The sequence below is a fragment of the Massilia hydrophila genome (genome assembly GCF_020208145.1).
In the GTDB taxonomy this organism is placed as follows: domain Bacteria; phylum Pseudomonadota; class Gammaproteobacteria; order Burkholderiales; family Burkholderiaceae_D; genus Telluria; species Telluria hydrophila.
Genome location: NZ_JAHYBX010000001.1, coordinates 719,631 through 736,589 on the forward strand (window position 1 = coordinate 719,631; position 16,959 = coordinate 736,589).

16 protein-coding genes are annotated in these 16,959 nt (G+C 65.5%); all 16 read left to right on the top strand.

Annotated features, from left to right (window positions below):
- The first annotated feature begins 91 nt into the window (after positions 1 to 91).
- The 16 genes from rlmN (at position 92) to LE190_RS03320 (ending at position 16,922) form a co-directional block, all read left to right on the top strand.
- A complete protein-coding gene (rlmN, locus tag LE190_RS03245) occupies positions 92 to 1,261 on the top strand; it encodes a dual-specificity RNA methyltransferase RlmN (RefSeq protein ID WP_225237358.1) in 1,170 nt (389 codons plus the stop codon).
- Entirely contained in the window at positions 1,261 to 2,079 is an 819-nt protein-coding gene (gene pilW, locus LE190_RS03250) for a type IV pilus biogenesis/stability protein PilW (protein WP_225237359.1), read from the top strand. Before rlmN ends, pilW begins: the two co-directional genes overlap by 1 nt.
- A 10-nt stretch (positions 2,080 to 2,089) precedes the next feature.
- Entirely contained in the window at positions 2,090 to 3,061 is a 972-nt protein-coding gene (locus LE190_RS03255; RefSeq protein ID WP_225237360.1) for a helix-turn-helix domain-containing protein, read from the top strand.
- 30 nt (positions 3,062 to 3,091) lie between these two features.
- Positions 3,092 to 4,384 carry a flavodoxin-dependent (E)-4-hydroxy-3-methylbut-2-enyl-diphosphate synthase gene (ispG, locus tag LE190_RS03260; RefSeq protein ID WP_439847468.1) on the top strand — a complete coding sequence of 431 codons (1,293 nt, stop codon included), beginning with the start codon at positions 3,092 to 3,094 and terminating at the stop codon, positions 4,382 to 4,384.
- Between the two features lie 91 nt (positions 4,385 to 4,475).
- A complete protein-coding gene (gene hisS / locus LE190_RS03265) occupies positions 4,476 to 5,795 on the top strand; it encodes a histidine--tRNA ligase (protein ID WP_229516851.1) in 1,320 nt (439 codons plus the stop codon).
- Positions 5,796 to 5,843: 48 nt separating this feature from the next.
- Positions 5,844 to 6,527, top strand: coding sequence for a YfgM family protein (locus LE190_RS03270; protein WP_225237363.1), 684 nt, complete (start codon positions 5,844 to 5,846; stop codon positions 6,525 to 6,527).
- A gap of 84 nt (positions 6,528 to 6,611) precedes the next feature.
- Entirely contained in the window at positions 6,612 to 7,793 is a 1,182-nt protein-coding gene (bamB, locus tag LE190_RS03275) for an outer membrane protein assembly factor BamB (protein ID WP_225237364.1), read from the top strand.
- A 9-nt stretch (positions 7,794 to 7,802) separates the two neighbouring features.
- Complete coding sequence (gene der, locus LE190_RS03280; protein WP_224942583.1) at positions 7,803 to 9,146, top strand: ribosome biogenesis GTPase Der; 1,344 nt, start codon at positions 7,803 to 7,805, stop codon at positions 9,144 to 9,146.
- 139 nt (positions 9,147 to 9,285) lie between these two features.
- Complete coding sequence (hfq, locus tag LE190_RS03285) at positions 9,286 to 9,522, top strand: RNA chaperone Hfq (protein WP_026354376.1); 237 nt, start codon at positions 9,286 to 9,288, stop codon at positions 9,520 to 9,522.
- Positions 9,523 to 9,554: 32 nt separating this feature from the next.
- Positions 9,555 to 10,727, top strand: coding sequence for a GTPase HflX (hflX, locus tag LE190_RS03290; RefSeq protein WP_225238046.1), 1,173 nt, complete (start codon positions 9,555 to 9,557; stop codon positions 10,725 to 10,727).
- Between the two features lie 3 nt (positions 10,728 to 10,730).
- Positions 10,731 to 12,017: an FtsH protease activity modulator HflK gene (gene hflK, locus LE190_RS03295; protein WP_225237365.1), complete on the top strand. Its 1,287-nt coding sequence runs from the start codon at positions 10,731 to 10,733 to the stop codon at positions 12,015 to 12,017.
- The gene (hflC, locus tag LE190_RS03300) at positions 12,017 to 12,889 is read left to right on the top strand and encodes a protease modulator HflC (protein ID WP_225237366.1); all 873 of its coding nucleotides are present in this window, start codon (positions 12,017 to 12,019) and stop codon (positions 12,887 to 12,889) included. Before hflK ends, hflC begins: the two co-directional genes overlap by 1 nt.
- Positions 12,890 to 13,119: 230 nt before the next feature.
- Positions 13,120 to 14,274, top strand: a complete 1,155-nt coding sequence (locus LE190_RS03305; RefSeq protein WP_225237367.1) for an ATP phosphoribosyltransferase regulatory subunit — start codon at positions 13,120 to 13,122, stop codon at positions 14,272 to 14,274.
- 3 nt (positions 14,275 to 14,277) lie between these two features.
- Complete coding sequence (locus tag LE190_RS03310; RefSeq protein ID WP_225237368.1) at positions 14,278 to 15,594, top strand: adenylosuccinate synthase; 1,317 nt, start codon at positions 14,278 to 14,280, stop codon at positions 15,592 to 15,594.
- Positions 15,595 to 15,624: 30 nt separating this feature from the next.
- On the top strand, positions 15,625 to 16,164 hold the full coding sequence (locus LE190_RS03315; protein ID WP_224942574.1) for a phosphoribosyltransferase: 540 nt from the start codon (positions 15,625 to 15,627) through the stop codon (positions 16,162 to 16,164).
- Positions 16,165 to 16,436: 272 nt separating this feature from the next.
- Positions 16,437 to 16,922 carry an Lrp/AsnC family transcriptional regulator gene (locus LE190_RS03320; protein ID WP_225237369.1) on the top strand — a complete coding sequence of 162 codons (486 nt, stop codon included), beginning with the start codon at positions 16,437 to 16,439 and terminating at the stop codon, positions 16,920 to 16,922.
- Positions 16,923 to 16,959 lie beyond the last annotated feature (37 nt).

Consider the following 16,959-nt stretch of genomic DNA (forward strand, 5'->3'; position numbering starts at 1 on the left):
TAAATTTCCCCCGGACTAATTTAAATGAGTAAACCACTCGCCCGCGGCCTCGGGTCGGCGCGAGTGGTTTCAGGAAATAAAGGATTTTGCCATGACGACGCTCACCAACCTGCTGGACTTCGATCCCGCGCAACTCGTTGCGTACTGCGCCGAGCTGGGTGAGAAACCGTTCCGCGCCAAGCAGCTCCAACGCTGGATCCACCAGTTCGGCGCGTCGGATTTCGACGACATGACCGACCTGGCCAAGTCGCTGCGCGAGAAGCTCAAGACCCGCGCCGAGATCCGTGCGCCGGGCATCATCAGCGATCACACGTCGAGCGACGGCACCCGCAAGTGGCTGGTCGACGTCGGCAATGGCAATGCCGTGGAAACCGTGTTCATCCCGGAAGAAAACCGCGGCACGCTGTGCATCTCGACCCAGGCAGGCTGCGCCGTCAACTGCCGCTTCTGCTCGACCGGCAAGCAGGGCTTCAACCGCAACCTGACCGTGGCCGAGATCATCGGCCAGCTGTGGATGGCCGAGTTCGAGCTGCGCCGTACCAAGGGCATCGAGCCGGGTCCGAAGGGCGAGCGCCAGATCACCAACGTGGTCATGATGGGCATGGGCGAGCCGCTGCTCAACTACGAGCCGACCGTTACCGCCCTCAAGCTGATGCTGGACGATAACGCCTATGGCCTGTCGCGCCGCCGTGTCACCCTGTCGACATCGGGCGTGGTGCCGAACATCGACAAGCTGTCCCAGGACGTGCCGGTGGCCCTGGCCGTGTCGCTGCACGCGTCGAACGACGCCCTGCGCGACATCCTGGTGCCGCTGAACAAGAAATACCCGCTGCGCGAACTGCTGGCCGCCTGCAAGCGCTACCTGGCATTCGCCCCGCGCGACTTCATCACCTTCGAGTACTGCATGCTCGACGGCTTCAACGATTCCGACGAGCACGCGCGCGAGCTGATCGCGCTGGTGAACGACCCGGTGGTCGGCGTGAACTGCAAGTTCAACCTGATCCCGTTCAACCCCTTCCCGGAATCGGGCCTGACGCGCTCGAAGAACCCGCGCATCAAGGCCTTCGCCGAGGTCCTGATGAATGCCGGCATCGTCACCACCGTGCGCAAGACGCGCGGCGACGACATCGACGCCGCCTGCGGCCAGCTGGCAGGGGAGGTCAAGGACCGCACCCGCGTGGCCGAGCGCATGGAAAAGATGGCCGAGTACCAGAAGAAGTTCGGCGCCGATTTCGGGCGCATCGTGGAGATCCCGTCCTGATGGTGCGCGCAGCCGGCCGCGCCGTGTTCCTGGCGCCCGTCCTTGCGTTCGGCCTGCTGGCCCTGCTGGCCGGCTGCGCCAGCAATGGCGCCGGCAGCGGCGGCGAACTGAAGACCGCGTCCGACGTGACCGTGACGGAAAAGCGCGCCGCGATCCGCCTGCAGCTGGCGGTCGGCTACTACCAGAACGGCCGCTACGAGACCGCGCTGGACGAGGTGAAGCAGGCGATCGCCATCGATCCCTCGAATGCCGAAGCCTATGGCCTGCGCGCGCTCATCTACACGGCGATGGGCCAGCTCCAGCTGGCCGACGACAACTACCAGCATGCCCTGCGCATCGAGCCGCGCAACCCGGACCTGTCGAACAATTACGGTTCCTTCCTGTGCCAGTCGCTGAACAAGCCGGCGCAGGCGATGTCTTATTTCGACGCCGCGCTGCGCAATCCGGCCTACCAGACGCCGGTAAGCGCGCTGGTGAATGCGGGCGTGTGCAGTATCCGCGGCAAGAATTTCCAGGCTGCCGAGCGCTATCTGCTCGACGCCTTGCGCTACAACCCCGACCTGCAAGCCACCAATGCGGGACTGGCGCGGATTTATTACGAGCGGCGCGACTACACGCGCGCCGGTTTTTTCATTAACCGCCTGATCGAGACTTCGAAACTCGACACGCTGTCGGCGGATGCGCTCTGGCTGGCGCTTCGGGTGCAGCGCAAGACCGGCGAGCGCAGCCTGGAGCCGAGCCTGGCTGCCCAGTTGCGGCGCCGCTTCCCCGGTTCGCCCGAATATGCGGCTTTCGAGCGCGGCGCATTTGATGAGTGAGACAAGTACCATGAACGAGCATGCAGACCAGCCGGCCACGCCTGGCAAGGACGCCGGCATTCCCGGCACCACCCTGCAGTCCCAGCGCGAGGCGATGGGCTGGAGCGTGGAGCAGGTGGCCGACCAGCTGAAACTGGCGCCGCGCCAGGTCGTGGCGCTGGAAGCGGGCGACTACGCCTCGCTGCCGAGCCCCGCGGTCACGCGCGGTTTCGTGCGCGCCTATGCCAAGCTGCTGAAGATCGACGCCGCCCCGCTGGTGGCCAAGATCGAGATGAACATGCCGCCGGAAGCCCGCGCCGGTGCTACCGCGAGCCTGCCGCGCCGTGAACAGCGTCCGACCTCGTTTTCGCAGAGCCGCTTCCCGATCGGCGGCAAGCGCAACCGCGTGCCGGCCGGCCTGATCGCCGGCGCCATCGCCGTGATCGCGGCCGGCGCCGCGCTCTGGCATTTCGGCCTGCTGCCGGGCAGCCAGCGCGAGGATGCCGCCGCCGGCGCCGTGCTCGAGACGCCGATCGTGAGTCCGGCGGCGCCGGCTGCCCCGGCCGTGCATGATCCGCTGCAGAACCCGTCCGTGCCCCTGATCTCGGTGCCGGCCCCGGGCAGCACGCCGCCGGCCCCGGCCGCCTCCCCGGCTCCAGGCACCGCACCCGGCACGACGGCGCCGGCCACGCCCGCGACGCCTCCTGCCGCCAGCCTGGCCGCGCCGCCGGCCACCGCCGCCACCGTTACTGCGGCCGCCGGCGCGAATCCCCTGGTGCTGGACGTGCGCGAGGATTCCTGGATCGAAGTGCGTCCGGCCCGCGGCGGCAAGCCGCTGCTGTCGCGCCTGGTCAAGGGGGGCAGCACCGAGACGCTCGAGGTGGCCGAGCCGGTCAGCCTCGTGGTCGGCAACCCGGGCGGCGTGTCGGCCACCCTGCGCGGCGCGGCCGTCGGCCTGCCGCAGGTGCCGGGCAAGACCATCGCCCGCGTCTCCCTGAAATAAGCATTGGACAGCCAGAGCATGGAACAGAACATGATCGTCAACGACGCCTGCCCGGCAGCGCCGGCAGGACCGATTCCCTCCGGCCCGCTGGCGCGCCGCGCCAGCCGCAAGGTGGCGGTCTCGCACGGCCAGCGCACCGTCTGGGTCGGCGGCGACGCGCCGGTGGTGGTGCAGTCGATGACCAATACCGATACCGCCGACGCGATCGGCACCGCGATCCAGGTGAAGGAACTGGCGCGCGCCGGTTCCGAGATCGTGCGCATCACGGTGAACACGCCGGAAGCGGCGGCCGCCGTGCCGGCGATCCGCGAGCAGCTCGACCGCATGGAGATCGACGTGCCGCTGGTAGGCGACTTCCACTACAACGGCCACCTGCTGCTGCGCGACTATCCGGAATGCGCGCAGGCGCTCTCCAAATACCGCATCAACCCGGGCAACGTGGGGCAGGGCGCCAAGCGCGACACCCAGTTCGCCCAGATGATCGAGATCGCCGCGAAATACGACAAGCCGGTGCGTATCGGCGTCAACTGGGGCTCGCTCGACCAGTCGCTGCTGGCGCGCATCATGGACGAAAACGCGTCGCGTGCGAATCCGTGGAGCGCGCAGGCCGTGATGTACGAAGCGCTCATCACTTCCGCGATCGAGAACGCCGTACGCGCCGAGGAAGTGGGCCTGGCGCGCGACAAGATCATCCTGTCGTGCAAGGTCTCGGGCGTGCAGGACCTGATCGCGGTGTACCGCGAACTGGCGCGTCGCTGCGACTACCCGCTGCACCTGGGCCTGACCGAGGCCGGCATGGGCAGCAAGGGCATCGTCGCCTCGACCGCGGCGCTGTCGGTGCTGCTGCAGGAGGGCATCGGCGACACCATCCGCATCTCGCTGACCCCGGAACCGGGCGGCGACCGTAGCAAGGAAGTCGTGGTCGGCCAGGAAATCCTGCAGACCATGGGCCTGCGCAAGTTCACGCCGATGGTGATCGCCTGCCCGGGGTGCGGGCGCACGACGTCCACCGTGTTCCAGGAACTGGCGGACAATATCCAGACCTTCCTGCGCGAGCAGATGCCGGAGTGGAAGAAGACCTACCCGGGCGTGGAAGCGATGAACGTGGCCGTGATGGGCTGCATCGTCAACGGTCCGGGCGAATCGAAGCATGCGAACATCGGCATCAGCCTGCCGGGCACGGGCGAGTCGCCGGCCGCACCGGTGTTCGTCGACGGACAGAAATACGCCACCCTGCGCGGCGAGCGCATCGTGGAGGAGTTCAAGACCATCGTGCTGAACTACGTGCAGAAGAACTACAGCCAAGAGGCAGTGGCGCAATAAGATATCCGTACGGTGGGCGGCAAAGCCGCCCACCGTACGAAAGAAAGCTAACAATATGTCCAAACCAGAAAAAATCGTCGCCGTCAAAGGCATGAACGACATCCTCCCGCAAGACGCACCGATGTGGGAGCTGTTCGAGAACACCGCCGAGACCATCCTGAAAAGCTACGGCTACCAGAAGATCGTCACCCCCATCGTGGAGGACACCAGCCTGTTCGCGCGCGCGATCGGCGCCGTTACCGACATCGTCGAGAAGGAGATGTACTCCTTCGAGGATTCGATGAACGGCGACCAGCTGACCCTGCGTCCCGAGGGCACGGCCGGCGCGGTGCGCGCCGTCATCGAGCACAACCTCGTCTACGACGGCCCGAAGCGCCTGTGGTACAAGGGCCCGATGTTCCGCCACGAGCGTCCGCAGCGCGGCCGCTACCGCCAGTTCTTCCAGATGGGTGCGGAAGCCGTCGGCTTCTCGGGCCCGGACATCGACGCCGAGCTGATCATGCTGTGCCGCCGCCTGTGGGACGACCTGGGCCTGCAGAACGTGCGCCTGGAGCTGAACTCGATCGGCAATGCCGACGAGCGCCTGCGCCACCGCGCCGACCTGATCGCCTATCTCGAGAAGCACGAGGACATCCTCGATGCCGAAGCCAAGCGCCGCCTGCACAGCAATCCGCTGCGCATCCTCGACACCAAGAACCCGGCCATGCAGGAAATGGTCAATGGCGCGCCGAAGCTGCTCGACTACCTGGGCGAGGAGTCGCTGGCCCACCTGGAAGGCCTGAAGAAGATCCTCGATCGCAACGCCGTGCAGTACACCATCAACCCGCGCCTGGTGCGCGGCCTGGATTACTACAACCGCACCGTGTTCGAGTGGGTTACCGACGAACTGGGCTCGCAGGGCACGATCTGCGCGGGCGGCCGCTACGATCCGCTGATCGAGCAGTTCGGCGGCAAGCCGACGCCGGCGGTGGGCTTCGCGATGGGCATCGAGCGCATCATCGAGCTGATGAAGGGCCTGGGCGACACCCAGGCACCAAGCCAGTGCGACGTCTACCTGGTGCACCAGGGCGAGGAAGCCCAGCAGCAGGCCTTCATCCTGGGTGAGCGCCTGCGGGATGCCGGCCTGGATGTTGTGTTACATTGCGCAACGCCGGCCGGCGCGGGCAGCTTCAAGAGCCAGATGAAGAAGGCCGACGGCAGCGGCGCCGCCTTCGCCGTGATCATCGGCGAGGACGAGGTCGCGTCCGGCCAGGCCGTGGTGAAAGCCATGCGCGGCGAGGCGAGCGAACAGCAGCAGTCGAAAGTGGCCTTCGAGGCGGTGGTCGATCACGTGGTCGACCAGATCGTCGGCGGCGGACACGATTGCGATGACGAGAACTGCAACGAGCACGGCCACCACCACCGTCCCTGATCCAGCAACAGACCGATCCACCACCACTAGAAAAACATAGAGCAGACCATGGCATACGACCTCGAAGAACAGGAACAGATAGCGAACTTCAAGGCCTTCTGGGCCCGTTTCGGCAACCTCATCATGGGCGTGCTGATCGTCGCGCTGCTGTCCTACGCCGGCTACAACTATTGGAAGTCGCACCAGCGCAACCAGGCGGTGGAAGCCTCGGCCCTGTACGACAGCCTGCAGGAATCGCTGGCCGCGAACGACAATGCCAAGGTCCAGCGCATCGCCGGCGACATGCAGCAAAAATACGCGGGCACCGTGTACGCGCAGATGGCAGCCCTGGGCGCGGCCAAGACCGCGTTCGAGGCGAACGACCTGAAGACCGCCAAGACCCAGCTGCAATGGGTGGTGGATAAGGGCGGCGAGGAATACCAGGCCATCGCCAAGGTGCGCCTGGCCGGCGTGCTGCTCGACGAGAAAGCCTATGACGCCGCCCTCAAGCTGCTGAACGACAAGTTCCCCGAGCAGTACGCGGCCGAAGTGGCGGACCGCAAGGGCGACGTGCTGGCGGCGCAGAACAAGCTGGCCGAAGCACGCCAGGCCTACGTGGCCGCGCTGGCCGCCATGCACAAGGATCATCCGGGCCGCCAGCTGGTCCAGGTGAAGCTCGAAGCCATCGGCGGCACCGTGCCGGCCGCGGCGGATGGGGCGAAACAAGCGCAAGCGCCCGCCGCCGCCGCTTAAGATCCCGATCGACAGGCCCGCGCCCGCCCCTGCGGCGAGCGCGGGCTTTGCGTCCTCTACAGTCCAGGAACAAGGTTAAAGAATATGCGTATTAGCAGCAAACTTGTCGGTGTTGGTGTACTGGCCCTGATGACGGGCTGTTCGAGCCTGAGCCCGTCCAGCGCGATCAACAAACTCAGCGGCCTGAATCCGTTCTCGTCGAAGTCGAAGGCCGACCAGCCGGCCGCGCTGGTCGAACTGCAGGCGACGATGGCCGTGCGCACCGCGTGGAAGCTGGACATCGGCAAGGCCGGCGCCTACCAGTTCTCGCCCGCGCTGGCGGGCAACACGGTGGTGGTGGCCGGCGCCGGCGGCGACATCGCACGGGTCGAGGCCACGACCGGCCGCCTGCTGTGGCGCACCAAGGCCGGCAGCGAACTGACGAGCGGCGTCGGCACCGACGGTAACCTGATCGTGGTCGGCGGCGCCAAGGGCAGCCTGATCGCGTTCGACATGGACGGCAACAAGCTGTGGACCTCGCAGCTGTCGAGCGAGCTGCTGTCGGCGCCCGCCGTGGGGCAGGGCATCGTCGTCGCGCGCAGCCTGGACAACCGCATCGTGGGCCTGGACGCCAAGACCGGCGACAAGAAATGGACCGTGCAGCGCACCTCGCCCGCGCTGACCCTGCGCACCGCGCCGGGCATGGTGGTGAGCGGCAGCGACGTCATCATCGCCCAGCCGGCCGGCCGCCTGTCGTCCTTCCTGCTGGCCACCGGCGCACCGCGCTGGGACGTCGAAGTGGGCGTCGGCCGCGGCGCCACCGAACTCGAACGCGTGACCGACATCGGCGGCTACCCGGTGCTGTTCGAGGGCGACGTCTGCGCCGTCACCTACCAGGGCCGGATCGGCTGCTTCGACGCCGCCGCCGGTTCGACCAAGTGGACCCGCGACATGTCGTCCGAAGTCGGGGTGGCGGTCGACCAGCGCTTCGTGTTCGCGCCGGACGACAAGGGCGCACTGTACGCCTACAACCGCGACACCGGCGCCAACGCCTGGAAGAACGACAAGCTGGCCTTCCGCCGCCTGTCCACGCCCGTCTCCTACGGCCGCGCCGTGGCGGTGGGCGACTACCAGGGCATCGTGCACTTCCTGTCGCGCGAGGATGGCGCTTTCCTGGCGCGCGCCGCCACCGATGGCAGCCCGATCGTGGGTACGCCGCTGGTGGCCGGATCGCACCTGATCTTTCAAACACAAAACGGAACTGTGGCCGCGATCGCGGTCGAATAGAATAAAACAATGAAGCCGGTAATTGCACTCGTTGGTCGCCCAAACGTCGGGAAGTCGACCCTATTCAACCGCCTGACCCGCTCGCGGGACGCGCTGGTGGCCGACCTCCCTGGCCTGACCCGCGACCGCCACTATGGCGAAGGCCGGATCGGCGAACGGCCGTTCCTGGTCATCGACACGGGCGGTTTCGAACCGGTCGCCAAGGAGGGCATCATGCACGAGATGGCGCTGCAGACGCGCCAGGCGGTGGCGGAAGCCGACGTCGTCGTGTTCATCGTCGATGGCCGCCAGGGACTGACTCCGCACGACAAGACCATCACCGACTACCTGCGCAAGCAGAACCGCAAGGTGATGCTGGTGGTGAACAAGTCGGAAGGCATGAAATACACCTCGGTCACCGCCGACTTCTACGAACTCGGCATGGGCGACCCGTACGTGATTTCCGCCGCCCACGGCGACGGCGTGCACGACCTCGTCAACGAGGCGCTCGACTTCGCGTTCGAGAACCGTCCCGACGAGGAAGACGAGCCGGAACACCCGGACCATGGCATCAAGATCGCCATCGTCGGCCGCCCGAACGTCGGCAAGTCGACCCTGATCAACACCCTGGTCGGCGAGCAGCGCGTGATCGCCTTCGACATGCCGGGCACCACCCGCGATTCGATCGAAGTGCCTTTCGAGCGCGAAGGCAAGAAGTACACGCTGATCGACACCGCAGGCATCCGCCGCCGCGGCAAGATCTTCGAAGCGATCGAGAAGTTTTCGGTGGTCAAGACCATGCAGTCGATCTCGGACGCCAACGTGATCATCCTGCTGCTCGACGCCCAGCAGGACATCTCGGAGCAGGACGCCCACATCGCCGGCTTCATCCTGGAATCGGGCCGGGCGCTGGTGGTGGCCGTCAACAAGTGGGACGGCCTGCAGTCGGACCAGCGCGACCAGGTCAAGACGGACCTCGACCGCAAGCTCGATTTCCTGTCCTTCGCCAAGACCCACTTCGTGTCGGCCCTGAAGGGTACCGGCATCAGCCAGCTGATGAAGTCGGTGGATGCGGCCTACGCCGCGGCGACCGCCAACCTGTCGACGCCGCGCCTGACGCGCGCGCTGCAGGAAGCGATCGAGAAGCAGGAACCGAAGCGCAAGGGCAGCACCCGTCCCAAGATGCGCTATGCGCACCAGGGCGGCCAGAATCCGCCGGTCATCGTCATCCACGGCAATGCGCTGGAAGCGGTCAGCGAGCCTTACAAGCGCTACCTGGAGAGGCACTTCCGCGATACCTTCAACCTGGTCGGGACCCCCGTGCGCCTGGAGCTGCGTACCGGTAAGAACCCGTTTGCCAAGGAGCAGAAATAGCCAGTGCAGTACGACAAAGAGTGGCGAAACAGGTTACAGTAGCTTAGGGCTTTCATTCGCCAAGCTGAATCGGGCCCAAGCACTTGAAATTTGGCAAATCGCCTCGACTTTTTAACTACAACAACATTACGGAGCTGTTATGAGCAACAAAGGGCAACTGTTACAAGACCCATTCCTGAACGCACTGCGCAAGGAGCACGTCCCCGTCTCCATCTACCTTGTGAACGGCATCAAACTGCAAGGCCATATCGAATCCTTCGACCAGTACGTCGTCCTGCTGCGTAACACCGTGACCCAGATGGTCTACAAGCATGCCATTTCCACCGTCGTCCCGGCTCGCGCCGTCAACCTTAACCTCGACTCCGAAGCAGAGTAAGGCCGATGGCTGACGCCCCCGGCAACACCACCATGCGCGCAGCGCTGGTCGGCATCGACTTCGGTACTGGCGACTTCACCGCCAGCCTGGAAGAGCTGTCCCTGCTTGCGCGCTCCGCCGGCGCCGACCCGATCACCACGATCACGGCCCGGCGCAGCAGTCCCGATCCCGCACACTTCGTCGGCAGCGGCAAGGCAGACGAAATCAAGCTGGCCTGCCAGCTCGACGCGATCGACATCGTCATCTTCAACCACGCCCTGTCGCCGGCCCAGCAGCGCAACCTCGAGCGCCGCCTGGAAGTGCGCGTGGTCGACCGTACCAGCCTGATCCTCGACATCTTCGCCCAGCGCGCCCAGAGCCACGAGGGCAAGCTGCAGGTCGAGCTGGCCCAGCTGCAGCACCTGGCCACGCGCCTGATCCGCGGCTGGACCCACCTGGAACGGCAAAAGGGCGGTATCGGCCTGCGCGGTCCGGGTGAAACCCAGCTCGAGACCGACCGCCGCCTGATCGGCGAACGTGTCAAGCAGCTGCGCGTCAAGCTGACCAAGCTGCGCAAGCAGCACGAGACCCAGCGCCGCCAGCGCGGACGCAACCAGACCTTCTCCGTGTCCCTGGTCGGCTATACCAACGCCGGCAAGTCGACCCTGTTCAACACGCTGACCAAGGCCGGCGTGTACGTGGCGAACCAGCTGTTCGCCACCCTCGACACCACCAGCCGCCGCCTGTACCTGGGCGACGAGGTGGGCAGCGTGGTCATCTCGGACACGGTCGGCTTCGTGCGCGAACTGCCGCACCAGCTGGTGGCGGCCTTCCGCGCCACGCTGGAAGAGACCATCCATGCCGACCTGCTGCTGCACGTGGTCGACGGCAATTCGCCGGTGCGCATGGAGCAGATCGAGCAGGTCAACGAGGTGCTGCGCGAGATCGGCGCCGACCACGTCCCGCAGATCCTGGTCTGGAACAAGATCGACGCGGCCGGGCTCGAGCCTGGAGTCGAGCGTGATGAGTATGATAAGATCAGCCGCGTTTTCGTCAGTGCCCACAGCGGAGCAGGCCTGGACCTGCTGCGCGAAGCCATCGTCGAGGCGGCGAAGGCGGCACGCTCGGAAGATGTGCGCGATGGGGAAGAACCGGCGGTGGGCGGCTCCCCGGTCAATCCCACAGAGAACAATATGACCAACTCCACCCATCTCGGGCCACACTAGCCTATGCTCGTTTCTTTACTCAAGCGTTGCGGCATCAAACTGTCGCTCAACGACCCGCGCTGGGGCCACCGGCCGCAGGGCGACCACAAGGCCCAGGAGGGCCGCCGGCCGGGTGAAGGCCCGCCCGACCTCGATCAACTCTGGCGCGACTTCAATGCGCGCCTCAACCGCATGTTCGGCGGCCGCAACAATGGCGGCGGCGACGGCGGCAATGGCGGCACGGGCCGCGGCGACATGCGCGGCGCCGGCGTGACGGCCGGCGTGGTCGCGGCCATCGTGGCCCTGATCTGGCTCGCCAGCGGCGCCTTCATCGTGCAGGAAGGCCAGACCGGCGTGGTCACCACCTTCGGCAAGCTGAGCCATACGACCGGCTCTGGCTTCAACTGGCGCTGGCCGTATCCGATCCAGGCCCACGAGACGGTGAACGTGTCGCAGATTCGTACCGCCGAAATCGGCTACCGCGCGAACGTGCGCAACAAGCAGCCGCAGGAATCGCTGATGCTGACCGATGACGAGAACATCATCGACATCCAGTTCGCGGTGCAGTACACGCTGAAGGACCCGGTGCAGTGGCTGTTCAACAACCGCGAGAACGACGAGACCGTGCGCCAGGTGGCCGAGACCGCGATCCGCGAAGTGGTCGGCCGCAGCAAGATGGACTTCGTGCTGTACGAGGGCCGCGAGAAGGTGGCGGTGGACGTGCACCAGATGATGCAGCAGATCCTGGACCGCTACGCGCTGGGCGCCCTGGTCACCAACGTGACCATGCAGGGCGTGCAGCCGCCGGAGCAGGTGCAGGAAGCCTTCGACGACGCCGTCAAGGCCGGCCAGGACCGTGCCCGCGCCAGGAACGAAGGCGAGGCCTATGCCAACCAGGTGATTCCGCAGGCGCGCGGCCAGGCCTTCCGCCTGCAGCAGGACGCCGAAGCCTACCGCTCGATGGTGGTGGAAAACGCGACTGGTAACGCCTCGCGCTTCGACCAGGTGGTGGCGGCCTATGCCAAGGCCCCGGCCGTCACGCGCGACCGCATGTACATCGACACCATGCAGCAGATCTTCTCCAGCACCAGCAAGGTGATGGTCGATTCGCGCGCCGGCAATCCGATGATCTACCTGCCGCTGGACAAGCTGATCGGCCAGAACGCCGGTGCCGACGGCGTCGGCAGCAAATCGGGTCCGGTGCCGGTGCCGCAGTCGGCGCCGCCGGCGGACGTCATGCAAGCCATGGATTCGGTGCGCCAGCGCGACAGCCGCAGCCGCGATTCCTCACGTGACCGGGAGAGCCGTTAATGAACCGCCTCGTAACTTTATTTGTGGCGGGCTTCATTGCCCTGATGCTGCTGTCCTCGACCGTGTTCGTGGTGGACCAGCGCCGCTTCGCCATCGTGTTTGCCCTCGGTAAGGTCGGGGATGTGATCACCGAACCGGGCCTGCACTTCAAGCTGCCGCCGCCGTTCCAGAACGTGATCTACCTGGACAAGCGTATCCTGACCCTGGATACCCCTGACGCCGACCGTTTCATCACGGCCGAGAAGAAGAACATCCTGGTGGACGCCTTCATGAAGTGGCGCATCACCGATCCGCGCCTGTACTACGTCAGCTTCGGCGGCGACGAGAACCGCGCGCGCGACCGCCTGTCGCAGATCATCAAGGCGGCCCTGAACGACGAGATCACCAAGCGCACCGTGCGCGAAGTGATCTCCGGCGAGCGTGGCCGCGTGATGGAAGCGGTGAAGCAGAAGGTGATCGCCGAGGCCAGGGAGATCGGCGTGGGCGTGGTGGACGTGCGCCTCAAGCGCGTCGACTACATCGAGCAGATCAACAACTCGGTGTACGAACGCATGAAGGCCGAGCGCGTGCGCGTGGCCAACGAACTGCGTTCGACCGGCGCCGCTGAATCCGAGCAGATCCGCGCCGACGCCGACCGCCAGCGCACCGTGATCATCGCCGAAGCCTTCCGCGAGGCCGAGAAGGTCAAGGGCGAGGGCGATGCCAAGGCCACCGCGATCTATGCGGAATCCTTCGGCAAGAACCCGGAGTTCGCCAAGTACTACCGTTCGCTCGAAGCCTACCGCGCGACCTTCAAGAACCGCGGCGACGTGATGGTGGTGGATCCGAACTCGGAATTCTTCAAGTACTTCAAGCAGCCGGGCAGCAAGTAATCCGGTGTGGCTTTCGCAGGGTGGGCGGACTCCCCGCTCACCCTGCCTATCGGTCTATACAAGCGTTGCAACATGGCACTCTGACAAGCTATCCAGCCTGTCAAACCAACATCCCCCGCCTACGCCTTATCATTTTCGGGTAAAATTGACGATTCGGCGCGCGCACCGTGCGCCGGCACGCCTGTGCCTATTGCATTGCTCTTTACAAACAACCCGTAAGCTGTCTGCCCATGCCAAATTGGCTATTGCCTGAAAATATCGCCGATGTCTTGCCGTCCGAGGCGCGCAAGATCGAGGATCTGCGCCGCAAGATGCTCGATACCTTCCGCCTGTACGGCTATGAACTGGTGATGCCGCCGCTGCTCGAGTACGTCGAGTCGCTGCTGGCCGGGGCAGGGCAGGACACCGAGCTGCGCACCTTCAAGGTGGTCGACCAGCTGTCCGGCCGCCTGCTCGGCCTGCGTGCCGACATGACCACGCAGGTGGCGCGCATCGACGCCCACCTGCTCAACCGCGACACCGTCACCCGCCTGTGCTATGCCGGCAGCGTGCTGCACACCCGTCCCTCGGGCCTGCACGCCACCCGCGAGCCGATCCAGATCGGTTGCGAGATCTACGGCCACGCCGGCCTGGAAGCCGATGCCGAGATCCAGGAGCTGGCGCTCGGTGCGCTCGCGTTGGCCGGCTTCGACAGCGTTCGCCTCGACCTGTGCCACGTGGGCATCCTGCGCGCCTTGCTGGCCGAAGACCCGGCCGCGCGCCGCGACGAAGCCCAGCTCATCGCCATGCTGCGTGCCAAGGATACGCCCGGCCTGGACGCCATCACGCAAAATTATTACCCCGCGACCCGCAAGGCCCTGCTGGCGCTGCCGCACCTGTACGGCGACGTCGAGGTGCTGGGCCGCGCGAAGGAAGCCTTGCCGGCGCTGCCCGGCATCACCCGTGCGCTGGCCGAACTGGCCGCGCTGGCGGCGAGCGCCATCGGCCGCGCCGAAGTGGCGATCGACCTGGCCGACCTGCGCGGCTACCAGTACGAAAGCGGCGCCATGTTCGCGCTCTACGTGCCGGGCCTGCCGAACGCGGTGGCCAGGGGCGGGCGCTACGACCATGTGGGCGAAGCGTTCGGGCGCGCGCGTCCGGCCACCGGCTTTTCGCTCGACCTGCGCGAACTGGCGCGGCTGCTGCCGCTTGCTTCGCGCAAGCATTCGATCCGCGCGCCGTGGGGGAATGCGCCGGAACTGAAGGAAAAAATCGCTGACCTGCGCAAGGCAGGCGAAGTCGTGATCCAGTCCATGCCGGGTCACGACAATGTTCAGGACGAGTTCGAGTGCGACCGCGTGCTCGTCCTCGAAAACGGAAATTGGATTCTCAAAAACTTAGGTTAAGTGATGTCAAATACTAACGTGGCAAAGAACGTCGTTGTCATCGGCACCCAGTGGGGCGATGAAGGTAAAGGCAAGATCGTCGACTGGCTGACCGACCATGCGGCCGGCGTCGTCCGTTTCCAGGGCGGCCATAACGCGGGTCACACCCTCGTGATCAAGGGCCAGAAGACCGCGCTGCAGTTGATCCCCTCGGGCATCATGCGCGAAGGCGTGGCCTGCTACATCGGCAACGGCGTTGTCGTCTCGGTCCCGGACGTGATGCGCGAAATCGACAAGCTGCAGGCCGCCGGCATCGAAGTGGTGTCGCGCCTGAAGATCTCGGAAGCCTGCCCGGTCATCCTGCCTTACCACGTCGCCATCGACAAGGCGCGTGAAGCCAAGCGCGGCGAGAACAAGATCGGCACCACCGGCAAGGGCATCGGCCCGGCCTACGAAGACAAGGTCGCCCGCCGTGCGATCCGCATCGCCGACCTGCTCAACGAAGAGCGCTTCGCCGAGAAGCTCAAGGAAAACCTCGAGTACCACAACCACGTGCTGGTCAACTACCTGGGCGCCGATCCGATCGACTTCCAGACGACCTACGACGACGCCATGGCCCTGGTCCCGCGCCTGCGCCCGATGGTGGGCGACGTCTCGTCGCAGCTGTACGCCGCCCACAAGGCCGGCGGCAGCCTGCTGTTCGAAGGCGCGCAAGGCTCGCTGCTCGACGTCGACCACGGCACCTACCCGTTCGTCACCTCGTCGAACTGCGTGGCGGGCAATGCCGCCGCCGGCGCCGGCGTCGGTCCGGGCATGCTGCATTACATCCTCGGCATCACCAAGGCCTACACGACCCGCGTGGGTTCGGGTCCGTTCCCGGCCGAACTGCCGACCGACGCCGGTGTGGGCGAGCACCTGTCGCGCATCGGCCACGAGTTCGGCACCGTGACCGGCCGTGCCCGCCGCTGCGGCTGGTTCGACGCCGCGCTGCTGCGCCGCTCGGTGCAGATCAACGGCGTGTCGGGCATGTGCCTGACCAAGCTGGACGTGCTGGACGGTATCGAGTCGCTGAAGCTGTGCACCGGCTACAAGATCGACGGCCGCGAGGTGGACATCTTCCCGGTTGGCGCCGAAGAAGCCGCGCTGTGCGAACCGGTGTACGAAGAGATGCCTGGCTGGCTTGACTCGACCGTCGGCGCCAAGTCGATGGAAGAACTGCCGGCCAATGCCCGCGCCTATATCAAGCGCATCGAAGAACTGGTGGGCGTGCCGATCGACATGGTGTCGACCGGCCCGGACCGGGAAGAAACCATCGTGCTGCGCCATCCGTTCGCTGCATAAGACCCATTATAAAAATAGGAATAGCCTGAAATGAACACCCCTGCATCGACCGACAAGGACCTCTGGGTTTCGTGGGACGAGTACAACCGCCTGGTCGAGCGCCTCGCGCTGCAAGTGTACGAATCGAACTGGAAGTTCGACATGGTGCTGTGCCTGGCGCGCGGCGGCGTGCGTCCGGGCGACGTGATCTCGCGCATCTTCGATGTGCCGCTGGCGATCCTGTCGACCAGCTCCTACCGCGAAGAAGCCGGCACCAAGCAGGGCAACCTGGACATCGCCAAGTACATGACGATGACCAAGGGCCCGCTGGCAGGCCGCATCCTGCTGGTCGACGACCTGGCCGATTCGGGCGTGACCCTGCAACGGGTGCGCGAGCACCTGCAGGCCAACTACCCGGACGTCTCGGAAGTGCGTTCGGCCGTGATCTGGGTGAAAGGCACGTCAAGCTTCACGCCGGACTACCACCTGGAAGACCTGCCGCACAATCCGTGGATCCACCAGCCCTTCGAAGACTACGACGGCCTGCGTCCGCACCAGCTGGCGGCGTGGATGAAGAAGTTCGAACAGTAAGCTGCTTCGCCATCCAGGCAAAGCGAACGGGCAGGAAAGGCGCAAGCCTTTCCTGCCCGTTTCGCATTGATCAGCCGCTCTCGTGAAGCGGCGCCCGCGGCGCGCGATGCAGCTCCGTTCGTGGCGGAGGTTCGGAGCGGCGCGGCAAGGTCTCGATAAAGTCCCTTCATCATAGTGACAGCATGCAAAAAGGTGCTTTCGTAGTTTCCCGGTATCTCCGGATTTATGGGAGAATCTCCTGTGTCAATTAGAAAACATAGGGATTTCTTCTCATGCACCTCGATGCAAAGCCCAAAAAGGACGAACTCGACGAGATCGACCGCAAGATCCTGCGCATCCTGCGGGTCGAGGGCCGCATCACCAACCAGGCGCTGGCCGAGCGTGTGCACCTCTCGCCCACGCCCTGCTGGAACCGGGTGCGCGCCCTGGAAGAGCAGGGCTATATCGAAGGCTATGCCGCGATCCTGTCCCAGCGCGCGCTGGGCCTGCCGGACACGGTGCTGATCGAAGTGACGCTGGACCGGCACGACGACGACATGCTGGTCCGGTTCGGCGAGGAACTGGCCAGGCTGCCCGAGGTGATGGAGGCGAACCTGCTGACCGGCGACTACGACTACCTGATCAAGGTGGCGGTCTCCGGCACGGAAGGCTACGAACGCTTCCTGCGCACCCGCCTGTACAAGATCCCCGGCATCCGCCACAGCCGCTCGACCTTCGTGCTGCGCACCCTGAAGCGGGTCCATTCGGTAGAGCCCTGAAACCGATCAAATGTGTGTGGCGGCATGCCACTCTGTT

Coding starts and splice junctions, on each gene's coding strand:
- LE190_RS03270 (WP_225237363.1), top strand. CDS start 5,844: ATGGCATACGACCTCGAAGAACAGGAACAGATAGCGAACTTCAAGGCC.
- LE190_RS03310 (WP_225237368.1), top strand. CDS start 14,278: ATGTCAAATACTAACGTGGCAAAGAACGTCGTTGTCATCGGCACCCAG.
- LE190_RS03255 (WP_225237360.1), top strand. CDS start 2,090: ATGAACGAGCATGCAGACCAGCCGGCCACGCCTGGCAAGGACGCCGGC.
- hflC (WP_225237366.1), top strand. CDS start 12,017: ATGAACCGCCTCGTAACTTTATTTGTGGCGGGCTTCATTGCCCTGATG.
- rlmN (WP_225237358.1), top strand. CDS start 92: ATGACGACGCTCACCAACCTGCTGGACTTCGATCCCGCGCAACTCGTT.
- ispG (WP_439847468.1), top strand. CDS start 3,092: ATGATCGTCAACGACGCCTGCCCGGCAGCGCCGGCAGGACCGATTCCC.
- hflX (WP_225238046.1), top strand. CDS start 9,555: ATGCGCGCAGCGCTGGTCGGCATCGACTTCGGTACTGGCGACTTCACC.
- LE190_RS03305 (WP_225237367.1), top strand. CDS start 13,120: ATGCCAAATTGGCTATTGCCTGAAAATATCGCCGATGTCTTGCCGTCC.
- hisS (WP_229516851.1), top strand. CDS start 4,476: ATGAACGACATCCTCCCGCAAGACGCACCGATGTGGGAGCTGTTCGAG.
- bamB (WP_225237364.1), top strand. CDS start 6,612: ATGCGTATTAGCAGCAAACTTGTCGGTGTTGGTGTACTGGCCCTGATG.
- hfq (WP_026354376.1), top strand. CDS start 9,286: ATGAGCAACAAAGGGCAACTGTTACAAGACCCATTCCTGAACGCACTG.
- LE190_RS03315 (WP_224942574.1), top strand. CDS start 15,625: ATGAACACCCCTGCATCGACCGACAAGGACCTCTGGGTTTCGTGGGAC.
- pilW (WP_225237359.1), top strand. CDS start 1,261: ATGGTGCGCGCAGCCGGCCGCGCCGTGTTCCTGGCGCCCGTCCTTGCG.
- der (WP_224942583.1), top strand. CDS start 7,803: ATGAAGCCGGTAATTGCACTCGTTGGTCGCCCAAACGTCGGGAAGTCG.
- LE190_RS03320 (WP_225237369.1), top strand. CDS start 16,437: ATGCACCTCGATGCAAAGCCCAAAAAGGACGAACTCGACGAGATCGAC.
- hflK (WP_225237365.1), top strand. CDS start 10,731: ATGCTCGTTTCTTTACTCAAGCGTTGCGGCATCAAACTGTCGCTCAAC.